At 51.8% G+C, this 12,433-nt stretch carries 9 protein-coding genes; 4 read left to right on the top strand and 5 right to left on the bottom strand.

Translation table 11 applies throughout. The annotated features are described in order from the left end of the window. The first annotated feature begins 181 nt into the window (after positions 1-181). From QGG23_05970 to QGG23_05960, 3 genes are all read left to right on the top strand, one after another. Complete coding sequence (locus tag QGG23_05970) at positions 182-1,354, top strand: pyridoxal phosphate-dependent aminotransferase (GenBank protein ID MDP6048972.1); 1,173 nt, start codon at positions 182-184, stop codon at positions 1,352-1,354. 161 nt (positions 1,355-1,515) lie between these two features. Next, positions 1,516-1,989 carry a phosphopantetheine adenylyltransferase gene (locus tag QGG23_05965; protein ID MDP6048971.1) on the top strand — a complete coding sequence of 158 codons (474 nt, stop codon included), beginning with the start codon at positions 1,516-1,518 and terminating at the stop codon, positions 1,987-1,989. Continuing rightward, on the top strand, positions 1,986-3,173 hold the full coding sequence (locus tag QGG23_05960) for a YgeY family selenium metabolism-linked hydrolase (protein MDP6048970.1): 1,188 nt from the start codon (positions 1,986-1,988) through the stop codon (positions 3,171-3,173). Before QGG23_05965 ends, QGG23_05960 begins: the two co-directional genes overlap by 4 nt. A 103-nt stretch (positions 3,174-3,276) precedes the next feature. On the opposite strand, the gene QGG23_05955 is transcribed toward QGG23_05960, so the two are convergent. After that, positions 3,277-5,124 (bottom strand): aldehyde ferredoxin oxidoreductase C-terminal domain-containing protein, encoded by a 1,848-nt coding sequence (locus QGG23_05955; protein ID MDP6048969.1) that lies wholly within the window; start codon positions 5,122-5,124, stop codon positions 3,277-3,279. A 189-nt stretch (positions 5,125-5,313) separates the two neighbouring features. Further along, positions 5,314-5,478 carry a hypothetical protein gene (locus QGG23_05950; GenBank protein MDP6048968.1) on the bottom strand — a complete coding sequence of 55 codons (165 nt, stop codon included), beginning with the start codon at positions 5,476-5,478 and terminating at the stop codon, positions 5,314-5,316. Positions 5,479-5,920: 442 nt separating this feature from the next. Here QGG23_05950 and QGG23_05945 point away from each other — a divergent pair, with 442 nt between their 5' ends. Continuing rightward, positions 5,921-6,601, top strand: coding sequence for a cyclase family protein (locus QGG23_05945; protein ID MDP6048967.1), 681 nt, complete (start codon positions 5,921-5,923; stop codon positions 6,599-6,601). A gap of 120 nt (positions 6,602-6,721) precedes the next feature. On the opposite strand, the gene QGG23_05940 is transcribed toward QGG23_05945, so the two are convergent. The 3 genes from QGG23_05940 to QGG23_05930 all read right to left on the bottom strand — a co-directional run bounded on the left by QGG23_05940 (position 6,722) and on the right by QGG23_05930 (position 12,148). Beyond that, on the bottom strand, positions 6,722-8,596 hold the full coding sequence (locus tag QGG23_05940; GenBank protein MDP6048966.1) for an aldehyde ferredoxin oxidoreductase family protein: 1,875 nt from the start codon (positions 8,594-8,596) through the stop codon (positions 6,722-6,724). Positions 8,597-9,156: 560 nt separating this feature from the next. Then, a complete protein-coding gene (locus tag QGG23_05935; GenBank protein MDP6048965.1) occupies positions 9,157-10,308 on the bottom strand; it encodes a hypothetical protein in 1,152 nt (383 codons plus the stop codon). Position 10,309: 1 nt separating this feature from the next. Continuing rightward, complete coding sequence (locus QGG23_05930) at positions 10,310-12,148, bottom strand: glutamate mutase L (protein MDP6048964.1); 1,839 nt, start codon at positions 12,146-12,148, stop codon at positions 10,310-10,312. Between the last annotated feature and the right edge of the window lie 285 nt (positions 12,149-12,433).

Below are 12,433 nucleotides of genomic sequence, written 5' to 3'. Positions count from 1 at the left end.
GACTTCAGGGAGTTTTCCAGTTCATCGCGCAAGGTATATTTGATTTTAGATCCAACACTTGTGTGTGGAGCCAGTTTTGGAAAGGTGTAGGATCCGGGTAAATAGAACTATAAAACGCTCATCATAATAGGTAGCTGTTGGGCGAATTCATATGGTAGAAATCTCGGCAAGAACCCTTAATTTGGGGACGGAGAACGCGTTCGTTGTCCTCAAGGAGGTAAATGAGCTACTGGGCAAGGGTAAGGATATCGTCAACTTTTGTATAGGTCAGCCAGACTTTGACACCCCGGAATACATCAAACAGGCCACCATTGAGGCACTTAAAAATGGGAAGACCGGATACACGGCATCAGCGGGTATCCCGGAGCTTAGGCAAGCGGCGGCCACCTATCTATCAGAGACTAGGAACTTGAAAGTTAGCCCTGAATCAGTGGTTATCGCTAATGGTGCAAAGCCTTTCATTGGATATTCAATACTATCGACCACGGATCACGGAAAGGGAGACGAGGTTCTTTACCCCAACCCTGGGTTCCCTATATATGAGTCGCTAATAAAAGAATACGGAGCAGTCCCAGTCACTTTACCCCTTCTTGAGAAAAAGGGCTATGCCTTTGATATTGGCTATATGGAAGACAAGATCAACCAGAAAACAAGGCTCCTTATTTTAAACTCTCCACATAATCCAACGGGAGGAGTCCTGAGCCGGAAAATCCTAGAGGAAATATCTGAGGTTGTTCAAAGGTTCGACGATCTCTGGGTCTTTTCAGATGAGCCTTACAGCCGCATGGCCCCGAAAGACAAGTTTACCAGCATCGCCTCAATCCCTGGAATGCAGGAGAGAACCATCATTGTTGACGGAGTCTCAAAAACCTACGCCATGACCGGATGGAGAATCGGCTATGCCTCCAATGAAAAGCTTGCACCCCACCTGTCGAAGTGGATTACAAACACTGACTCCTGCGCCGGCCATCCCAACCAATACGCTGCGCTAGCTGCGCTGACTGGACCCCAGGAGGAATCCTATGAGATGATGGAAAGCTACACTAAACGGCGGGACATCATCGTTGAAGGCCTCAACAGGATCCCAGGAGTCAACTGTCTTATGCCCGGAGGAGCATTCTATGCGTGGCCAAACGTCACAGAAGCTTGCAACTTAGTCGGAGTTCCCGACTCGGAAGAGTTCAGAAAGCTTCTACTCGATGAGGCCGGTGTGGCGGTTCTCTCCGATATACACTTCGGACACAAGAACCCTGGAGAGGGAGAGCACATCAGGTTCTCATTCGCTACATCAGAAGAGAACATCCTTGAAGGGCTTAAAAGGATCAGACGATTCATCTCGGAGAACATGGTCTAAATGCGCAATAACACCAAATGAGTACGCACTCTTTCGTGAACGTGGTAATTTCACTTTTCAGGGTATTTTATATAATTCTTGGATTATTTATCCTGTTAAAGCCAATTGATCAACCCAATTAGATGCTTAGAGAGCTACTACTGTGAGAGCGATATAGCCTGATGGATAAGCGACTCAACCTCGTAGTCGTGGGGGGGACCTTCGATGTCTTCCATAAAGGGCACTCCATGCTATTGGAAGAGGCCTTCAAGATCGGGGACCGGGTTGTAATTGGCCTCACCACCGACGATTTCGCAGCGAATCTCCACAAAGCCCACAAACTTGATTGCTATGCTAAACGCAAAAAGCATCTCATCAGGTTCCTTTCTGAGAGGGGGCTCGAGAAAAGGACAGAGATCTTTCCCCTTGACAATCCCTTCGGGCCGACCATTGAGAGCGAGGAGATGGAGGGGATAGTAGTGAGCAAGGAGACTGAGGCCGGAGCCTTGGAGATCAACAGGCGCAGGGTTGAGAGAGGAAGGAAGCCTCTTCTCATCGTGGTGTTCAAAATGATCTTGGCCCAGGACGGAAAACCCATCTCGTCAACTCGGATCAGGCAACAGGAAGTCAACCGATTCGGCAAGCTAATTGGATGAAGGAGGTACTAAACATAGATCAGCTTGGAGAGTATCTTTCGGGCATTAAGGATAAGGAGACGGAGATCACATCCTTTCTTAAAGACCTTGTCAAGACCCCTAGCCTCTCAGGAGAGGAGGGAAAAATAGCCGACTTAGTTTCAGACAAACTTGCAGAACTTGGATATGGAGTCGCGGTGGACGAGATGGGAAACATTATTGCCCATCGGGGAGGAGGGAGCGGGAAGACCATCCTCTTTGACGGGCACCTAGACCACATCCAACCTGGTGCACCCGGGGGATGGAGTCACGACCCCTATGGGGCCGAGGTTGTGGACGGTATACTTTATGGTAGGGCCACGGTTGACATGAAGGGGGCTCTTGCAGCTATGATTTATGGATGCGCCGAACCTGAAACGGACGGCACACTGTTCCTTACGTTAGTGGTCCATGAAGAGACCAACGAGGGAGTTGCAACTAAGAAGATTATCGAGGATAAAGGTCTCATAATCGACGCATGTGTCCTCGGGGAGCCCACCGATCTCCAGCTCAGCGTTGGTCAGAGGGGGAGATGTGTATTCAGGGTCACCACCAAGGGGGCCACCAGCCACGCCAGCATGCCCGAGCTCGGTGTCAACGCTCTCTACCTCATGACGCCCATTGTAAACAGGATCAGGGACGGGAACATGGAACTTCCCACACACGATTTCCTCGGCAGAGGTACTATGGCGGTCACCGCCCTTAGATGCTTCCCCGGGGCCGGACCTATCGTCCCCGACCACTGCGAGATCGAGGTGGATCGAAGGCTCGTCCCCCAAGAGACTCTGGCAGGAGTTCTAGATGAAATGCGGAGCCTTGCCCCTGGGGCCCAGGTGGAGCTCCTCAGGGATGAGTTAAAATGTTACACAGGGTATACGACAAGCGCCGACCAGTACTTCCCGGGATGGATCATCGATGAAGACCACTGGATAGTTCAGGATAGCCGAGAAGCCATTAAGGAGGGGATGAAAAGAGTTCCCGGGATAATAAGCTGGCGCTTCAGCACCGATGGCATAGCCACAGCCGGCCAGCTAGGCATCCCTACTGTCGGATTCGGCCCCGGAGATCCTGCACTGGCTCACCAACCTAACGAACACATAAGCCTCGACGCGGTAACTGCAGCTGCGAGGGGCTATTGTGCCCTTGCCCACCGCCTAGCCACTTGACTTACTGGCTTCTGTCCAATTGGGTTATCTCACGCGCAAAGGTATAGCGAGGAAAAGATTATAGATCCGCAGAAAGCCTTTACCTAAAGAGTTAGACTGCCAGCTACCTGAGCTTCTCCAGATCCTCGTTAACGTAGCCTATGCCCAAGTATTCCAGAGTTAAAGCAGAGGGTATCCCCGTATCCGGGTCCCATCCCATAAGCTCATAATAGTTCCTCAGCATCGCCTCCCAATGGGGGAGGATACTTATTCCAGCCGATGGGCCGTCCACCGGTGTCGATCCGTATCTGGCGGAGGGGTGATCGTATTCCTTACCTAACCCCGTCCTGAGGTTATACGCCCTCATCAGGTTGACCACCCTCCGCCCCGCCCTCATCCCCTCCTCCCCGTCGAAGTCCCAGCCTGTAGCGGCCGCCACCGCCGCCGAGAGGTGCTTGAGGTTCATCCGGGTATTGAAGCGACAAGTGCCCACAGAGTCCTCCAGTTGCATCAGGCCTTTCGTCTCCGCGACGGCTGTAGAGACCTTGAGGGGGTTGGCAGGGCCTTGGGTCTCCGGGCCCAGGGGGTGAGAGCCGGTGTTTGTCTCTATGGTGCTTGTGCTACTGACAGAGGTGTCAAACATCTCCGCCCAGCGGGTCCTGTGATCATGGCCCCTTGGGGTGTTTCCCTTCATGGTGTAGATAGCAGCCTTGGCGGCGGGGCCCCCGATCCACTCCGATGCCCGCTTTACCCCTTCAGCGAGGACGTCCCCGAAGCCTTCACGGTTGGAGATCATGTGAAGCATCTTCTTGACTCCCTCGACGTCACCCCAGTTGAGCTCGAATCCCATAGTCTCTTTAGAAGTAAGCCAGCCCTTTTCGAAGCACTCCATCATCCAACCTGTGAGCCAACCGGCCTCGTTGTTCTCAAGGCCTAGTCGGTCTGTAAGGCCACTGAGCATCATTGTTGCCTCCACGTTGGATTGCCCGATTAGTGGGCCCCAAGCTGCCATCTGCTCGTACTCCGGCTCCTCAACGTATGCAGCGTGGGGACCGTTAAATTTCATCATGGTGCAGTGGAGGAGCTTACAGGCCCAGCACGGCTCCCTGCCAACCTGGTATTTGTCCCGGATGTACTTCTCCCCGTAGGTATTAGCGTGTTTCCCCGATACGTTCCACGTGTTTGTGGTGTAGTTCTTCACGGGGAGAGTTCCACGGCTCGATTTATAGCTGCGCTCGACTCCGCCCAGGGTCCCAGTAAAGTACTCAACGTCCTGGTACATCTTTTGAGAAACTTTTTGCAGTTCCTCAGGGTGGGCCACAGAGATGCTCCCTCCCCCCCTAAAAGCTATGATCGCCTTGAGCTTTTTCGAGCCCATCACGGCCCCAGCCCCATTGTGGGACGCCGAGTGGCCGTGATCCACAAAGACACCGGCCCATCTCACCTTGTTCTCCCCAGCGGGGCCAATGGAGAGGACGCTAGCCCCCCTCCCCTTCTCCCCATGTTCCTCGCTGATGGTATCGTAGGTCTCGTAAGTGTCCAAGCCCAGGAACTTTGTCGCGTCCCTCAACTCGGCTTTCCCGTCCATAAGCACAAGATATTTCCAGGTCTTGGAGGCTCCCTGTAGAATGACACCGTCGTATCCCGAGAACTTCATGTACGCGCCCATGAGGCCGTTGGCCTGCACCGAGGTGGATCCCCCCGTTAGGGCACCTTTGGTAACGATAGAAACAGTACTGGACCCCCCTATGCTGGTACCACCTAAGGGACCGCTGGCGATAGTCATCCTGTTGACGGGGTCTGACCAGTCAGCATTCGGTGGAACCTCGTCGTACAAAATCTTGGCACCTATCCCTGTCCCTCCGAGATATTTTCTGAGGGTTTCTTCAGCGGGGAACCAATCCCAAGTTTTTTCCTCTGTGAGATCGACTCTCAGCATTTTACCTGCGTAACCTTTAACCTCCGCGGACATTAATATCAGAGGATATTCTCAAGTTTGTAGCATAAAAAATATTTTCATTTTAAATCCAGAGTCATGCGGGTGCAAACACGTTCTTTACAAGGCCATCCAAGTCCCTGAACGATAAGTGTTAGTCCGTGTCATGTAATTCCTGAGCGTTCAACCTTACCGGTTTAGCGCGCGCCGTTGCATTGGTCGCCGTTAATGCTCATCCAGATTCTTGGCGCCCTCTGCGCGCCATGCGAATTTCACCTTGCCGCATGAGGAGCAGACGTACCGGGTCCAGCCTTCACCGCTTTCCTCTTTGGTGTGATCGGGGTCTTTCTTGTTGCATTTGCATGGGTATTTGACTTTAAGCTTAGCCATCTTGATGTCTCCTTTCTACCAGTATTCTCCCTCTTGAAGCCATGATTAATTAGACATATCTTGACTTAAATAAAAACGATTTTCTAATGATAATAGAGGATCAGGGCTCGGAACGCGTTGGAGCATTCAACTATTTTTTAGTGGTCAAGATTTAGTCTGAGAGTATCCTACATATGAGAAGTGAAGAGTTTAGTGGGTTGTGTTGGGATATTTTGCTCGAGGGAGCCGTGCTTTATGGCGCGTACGATTCTAGAGGCATCCTTCAGACCGCGTACACAAGATGTCTCGCTATAACGTGCTGGTGAACGTATAAAACCGAGAAAAGAGAACAGAAACGTTAAAGACCCAAAGCCCAAAACCAACAAATAAGTCCGTTAAGCAGAAATATTTTCAGTCGTGACTACATAGGGTATTCATGAAAGCGTCACCTATATCGAAAGCCTTGGAAGGGTACGAAATAGTGGATCTCTCCCACGCCCTAGATGATTCAAAGCCGGGCGCCCACACCCGCTACAGCAGAATCACTTGGATGACACCCGTCATGAGGGATGGATTCAACGCCGCTATGATCTTCATTTTTGAGCATGCTGGGACACATGTTGATGCTCCTATTCACCTCGCTGGAGTAGAGGGCTCTACAATAGAGAAAATCCCGCTTGAGAAATGGGTCGGGGACTGTATTGTCTTGGATATGAGGGGCAAAGAAGCGAACGGACTTGTATCTGTGGAAGAGGTCAAGGCATGGGAGGGAAAAAACGGAGATATATCGGAGGGAGACCTCGTCCTCTTCGATTTCGGTTGGCCCAGCGGATGGCATGAACCTGATCCTGATGACAAGTTCAGCTACAGAGAGGACCCTGGGATATCCGAGGAAGTCGCTCGATATTTGGTCGCGAAGAAGGTAAAGCTGGTGGGGTCCGACGTTCCCAATCTTGATGCGTCCTCTGATAAAAAGAGCCCAGCACATAGAGCTCTTCTGGACGCTCACATTGCTGTATTAGAGACCATGACAAATCTTGAGAAGCTCCCGCCCAGAGGCTCGTTCCTCATCGCTCTCCCCTTGAACATCGTTGATGGATCTGGCTCCCCAGTCAGGGCAGTGGCCTACATCCCAAGATTGTGAGAAGAGGCGTCTAAATCTTGGGCGAGCACATTAGCCGACAAAGCGCACAGGATATTCCTGCCGTTCTGATTCATCCTGAAATAGAGTAAATTCAGAATAAAATGGGGTGGAATGGGAAAATTACAGGTTGATGAAGCCGAGGCCTAGCTTGTTGAGCCTCTCCTTCGTTGGGATCCCCGTCACCTTGTCCCAGCCACAGATCTCGTAGTAGGAGTCAAGCATCGAGTCTAATTCTTCTTGGGATATGGATTGCCCATGCGTAGGTCCCCCAATCAAGGGCTCCATGAGTCTGTGGGGGAGCTTGTCGTCATTCCGAGTGACCCCCTCCCTTGCGTTGAAGGCCCTACAGTAGGTGTTAATGCGCTCGCCAGCATTCATGTACTCGTCCACGGAAAGACCCCAGCCCGTCACCGCGTTGAGGATTTCCACCTGGTGGAGGGGCCTGTAATAGACAGAGCCGAACCAGTAGATGTTTGAGCAGATCCCCGTGGAGTTGATCATGGCAGTCCAGTCGGAGGTTTTCTTCATAGCGATCACCTTCTTCCTCGACGTGTCTAGACGGTGGAGGGGCACGCTAATACCGATCTCGGGGGCCATGTTCGGGGACTCTAGGTCCGGGTCGTGCATGCTCTGCATGTGGCAACCCCCCCTGTTGGAGACGGCATACATCAGCCCGAGGCCTTTCTTGCCACGGGGCTCGTGCATAGGTAGCTCAAGACGCTTTACCTCCACGGCAAATCTCTCTGATCCCTTTCCGATCTTCTCTGCGGCTTTAGAAAGCCCCTCGCTGAAGATTGCACCGAAACCTTCCTTGAGAGCGATCTTCTCCACCATCTTGACAGCGGCCTTGGCGTTTCCAAAGGTAAGCTCCAGACCGTCGGTGTCTTCTGTAGTGATGATGCCAGCCTCAAAGCACTCCATGGCCCAGGCGATGCACACTCCAGCGGAGATGGTGTCCAGACTATAGGCATTGCAGAGCATATTCATCCTACAAACTGCGTCCAGACGGTCCACGCCCAGCAGAGACCCCAGTGCAGCCACGTTCTCATATTCGGGACCACCGTACTCTGGTAAGACGGGGGCAAAGGGCCCCTCGGTAACCTCGACCATCCTCTTACAGGCCACCGGGCACCTTGGGCAGGCCTCCCTTCTTTTAAGAATAGTCTCCGTCATGGTCTGTCCCGAGATAGCCTTGGCGCCATCGAAAACGCCGCTCTGGAAGTTCCGGGTGGGGAGTATCCCGTCGTTATGGAGATCCATGACGAAACCCGCCTGACCGTGTTCCCGAAGTACCGTGGTGAACTCGGCCACGAAGGTTTCTTTAACAATGTTGGTCCTCAGCTCCTGGACCTTATCTGGATTCGCGACGGCGACCTTTCCAGTGCCTAAAGCGGCTATCGCCTTCAGCTTCTTAGAGCCCATTACCGCCCCTAACCCTGTCCTGCCGGCAGCCCTATGGGCAGTGTGGGTCACCGCCGAGAAGGCAACCAGGTTCTCAGCAGCAGGGCCCTCCGCCACAACACTTGCGTTTATACCTACCTCTTCCTTTATCAACTTCTCAGTCTCGAGAGTCCACTTCCCCCAGAGGTGCTCCGCAGGTCTCACCTCGACAACATCATCGTTTATCCATATGTAAACCGGCTTTTTGCTAGTTCCCTCAACCACGAGGGCATCATACCCGGATTTCTTGAGGCTGTCGGCGAACCATCCAGAGCAGTTCCCTTCCCCCCAGATCCCCGTAAGAGGGGATTTTCCTGCGACGACAAACCGGGTGTCCCCTGGGATTCCTGTGGCGTTCAGAGGACCCGTGGAAAAGACGAGCTTATTTTCTGGGCCTAGGGGTTTGATTCCCGGGGAAAGCTCCTTATATAGAAGGTCTATAGCAAAGCCTTTTCCCCCAATGAATTTCTTGGCATAGTCCTCAGAGAAGGAGTCCGTCTTGGAACTCTCGTCGCTGAGGTTAACTCTGAGGATCCGTCCATTTAGACCGTACAAATTCGATTCAATAGATAAGCCTCTCGCGAAAAGATATAAAATGTGTCTCTGATTCACTGGAGAGCTGAATTGGTTCCCAGCATCTTCCGGATTTGATACAATGAGTCTATCCTGGAACAAGTTCTTCGGTGAGCCTACCAGTCTTGCAGACTAGATTTATATTGCTTTGTGAGATTTTTTCGTTCCCCATGTAGATGCAGTTGTCAAGGCCTATCCTTGCTGGGCCTCCGGTCACGCGAGTTAAAACCTCACTGCACGCGGGGGAATTGATGTATTGGTTCTTTGCGTTGAGATGACGATAAATGCTCCCGCCCTTTCAGCATTGACAGTGGAGCCCGCGGTTTCTTTGAAAGAATAGGGTACGTGGGATTTCTTTTCGCGGATAGTTTCATCACATATAACTGCAGTAATGACAACTTTCTTTATGGATATAGCAATGATGATTCCGGTTTTAAGCTGAGTTTGAGAAGGATACTAAGACTTTCGGTCATCATGAAACGTCTCTCCTGTTTCTTTCGGGAATAGGAGTAGAGAGGAGGAAAAATGGAGGGGCTTCCAATTTACTCTTCAATTATCTCGACATTGGCCCTTGGTATTGTAGCCAGGGATCCATCCGCGAGGCGGACGTTTAGGACTCTAACGAAGGACTCTGACTCTAGCTGCTTGAGCTCCACGGGTAAATCTATCACCTCTCCAAAAGCCCCGAAAAAGGGCTGCCTGATTATCCTAACCGGAGTTCCTGGTACAATCCCAGATAAGAGCGCCTCCTCTGATCCACCTTCATTTTTTCCTTCATGGGGAATTATGATCTCAGGTCGAAGGACACCCGCCCTGATTTGGGTGGCCCCATTGAACGAGGCGACGTAACCATCAAAACTGCGGAGTAGGTCAAATGTGGTCTGGGACATCATCATTTTTCCGAAACCCTCAGTTACGATGAGCGTGATCCCAAGCTCCTCCTGGCCTGTGATAGCAACCCCAACCTCCTCTCCTGTGAATAAGGTAAGGTCTTCGTGGAGTACACCTCCACTGACTATACATGAGACTCCGTGTTCCGCTCCTTTTTCAATGGCCTCGAGGGTAACAAGGGAGCCCCCGACAAGTATTTTGTCTCTATCTTCAGAAGTTATGGCGTCTCCGTCGAGGACATCTGTGGGTGATCCAACAGCGATCTTAATTGTCCCATGGCCCTCCCCTCCGATCCCAAAGATGCCTTGGATGAAAGCCGCGTTGGTCTCGATGACAGCTCCTTCGTTGGGCATAACCTTCACAACTTTGCCTGGTATGTAAGCGTCCACCTCGATGGGGATGGGAGCGCCTCTCATGATCAGCTGACCACTGATTTCAGAGATTGACTCAATAGTACCTGTGGAGGGGGAAACGATCTTCTTGTTGATAAGGCCAAAGAATGCAGAGTAGGAGGCGATGGTCTCACCTTCCTTGACAGTGTCTCCCACATGCTTCAACATATAACGGGGAAGAACCTCCGGCTCAACGTTGAGGAGCCTGGAAGCCTTTACGATTTCTGGGTTCCCACTCAACTCCGTCTTGGCGACGATCGCTTCATAGTTGATGGAGTCTCCCTCATTCACAAAGACTTTACCATGGATCGGGAGCCTCCGGGTCTTTTTTACCGCCTCAAAGCGTTTTACTTTAAGTCCCGGGGTATATGCATGTGCTTCTTTTGGGATTTTGTTCTTTTCGTCGGTCATCTCAAATTAGCTCCCTAAGCCTCTCCTCTGGGTAAAGACCCAGAGAAGTAAACCATTTAATCAAGAGCTCTTTCCTCTGCACGTCATCTTCAGGAAGATGCAATGGTCTTCCCCTAGCGTCAAGAAGAACCCCGGCAACACCACCCATGATGGTCCGCTCCACTGCGGTTCCGGGTCCATCGCCCATATCGAACAGCTTTGCGGGGGTGATGATGGCCTTCGCTTCCTGTCCCTCGGCTAGGGGTATCAGCTTTACCTCGCCGAAATCTAGCTCCATTATTAGGCTCTCGCCTCCGGACAGGGTCATCTCAACCTTCAGAACTGGCTCACCAAGTTCGGCGGTCCCTGCGGGGGCAATGCATGTCCCAAGGCGGACTAGGCAATCTTTGTCGAATATGTTCCATGCTGCCTCTTTATGGATAGTGCTGGCTAATACCCCTAAGTGGGGCATCATGAAGACACTGTCCTGGAACATGCGGGTGATACCTTCGGGCTGCCAGGCATCGGTGAGGATGAGCATACTCTGGATCCTCCTAGGGGCGTGGCTCAGGAGACCTCCTGTGCCGGCGAGGATGTCAATGGCCATCATCTTGACGTAAGTATCCTCCACCTCCTGGTTGAACATATCCGCGATGCTCCGTTCGAGCTGTACCCCTTTCAGTCTGGTAGCAATGGTCCTATGGTGGACCAGCCCCAGCCGGAGGGCCTCCCGGGCCACGGAATGCTCGACTATTAGGTCCTCCAGAGTCTGTGGGATAGTGGTGGGACGAATCATCTTATTCATGAGCCGACTAGAGACCTCCTCTTTATCGAGGCTAAAGGGGATCCACCTCATGATCTTGTCGATCCCAGCCTCCTTCATCACATTGGTGACGCTATAACTCATGCCCAAGTTTGCAGAGACGCTCCTCACAAAACGTCCCTCCACTACTGAGTAAACGTTGGTGGTAGCACCACCGAGACCTACTCCAAGCACGTTTTGCTTATACGTATCTGCTATTAGCTGCATGGCTATCCCCTCTCCAGCCGGGGTGGGCATGATATCAACATCTGTCCACTCCATTAGTTTGGTATAGCCAGGTGCGTGGCTCATTACGTGCTCCATAAAAAGCTCATGGACCGCACGCCTAGCCGGCTCCGTATTTTCCACCTCTAAGACAGGTCTGATATTGTCTACCATGTCTAGGGCAAAGTCCTTCCCCATCAGCTTTTCGATCTGGGTCCTTAGAGCCTTGTTCCCTGCGTAGACGATGGGGAGTTCGTAGCCGATGCCGAGGCGTGGCTTAGGCTCCGAGGCCTTTATAAGCTCAGCTATCTCCATGACATGACCCGACGCGCCCCCGTCAGTACCCCCAGCGAGGAGGATCATGTCTGGCCTGAGGTTCCTGATTCTCTGGATCTTTTGGTAGGGCATACGACCGTCGTCCCTAGCAATGACGTCCATCACGATGGCGCCTGCGCCCAAGGCTGCCCTATTTGCGCTTTCTGCTGACATCGACTGGATTAAACCACCCACCATCATCTGAAGGCCTCCCCCAGCGCTGCTAGTTGTGCAATAGAGATCTACCCCTACGTTCCTATCAGAGGGTACCACAATGCCTTTCCCATCCGGGGCAAGAATTCTGTGACCAGTGAGTTCCTCTATCTCCCGAACTGCGTTCTGGACTCCCATGGTTACGTCTTCGTATGGGGTCTCCACAGTGGTAGGGGCCTCGCCAGCCACGAGGAATCGCCAATTACCATCTTTTTTATGAAAGAGCCGAGCTTTAGTAGTAGTACTTCCAACGTCGGTTGCCAGGATGTATTGCATCTCATCTAGGGGTTTTCTGAGTGCAGCCATTATGATACCAGATTTTGGTGAGGATCAGTTGTCTTAAACGTTTCTAGGCTCAAAGAAGAAGGCTAGGTTTGACCCGTCGCCATATATAATTGGTAAAGCAGTTAGGTTAGGGTTTTTTTGGAGTCGCGCATTTGTAATTTCCTACAGATTCACCCTCAAGGTGTTTGTATTCTATACCACTTGACTTCCCCGAACACACGACCGCGCGTATTACCTCCAAAATTTCCGAGAGCACGGTTATTATTACATATTTTACGTAAGACCAAAAAAAATCAACTTCCCTTT

The sequence above is a fragment of the Candidatus Bathyarchaeota archaeon genome (genome assembly GCA_030739585.1).
Taxonomy (GTDB): domain Archaea; phylum Thermoproteota; class Bathyarchaeia; order TCS64; family TCS64.
Note: the sequence above shows the minus strand (reverse complement) of the source record. Positions and strands in the feature narration are given on the sequence as shown.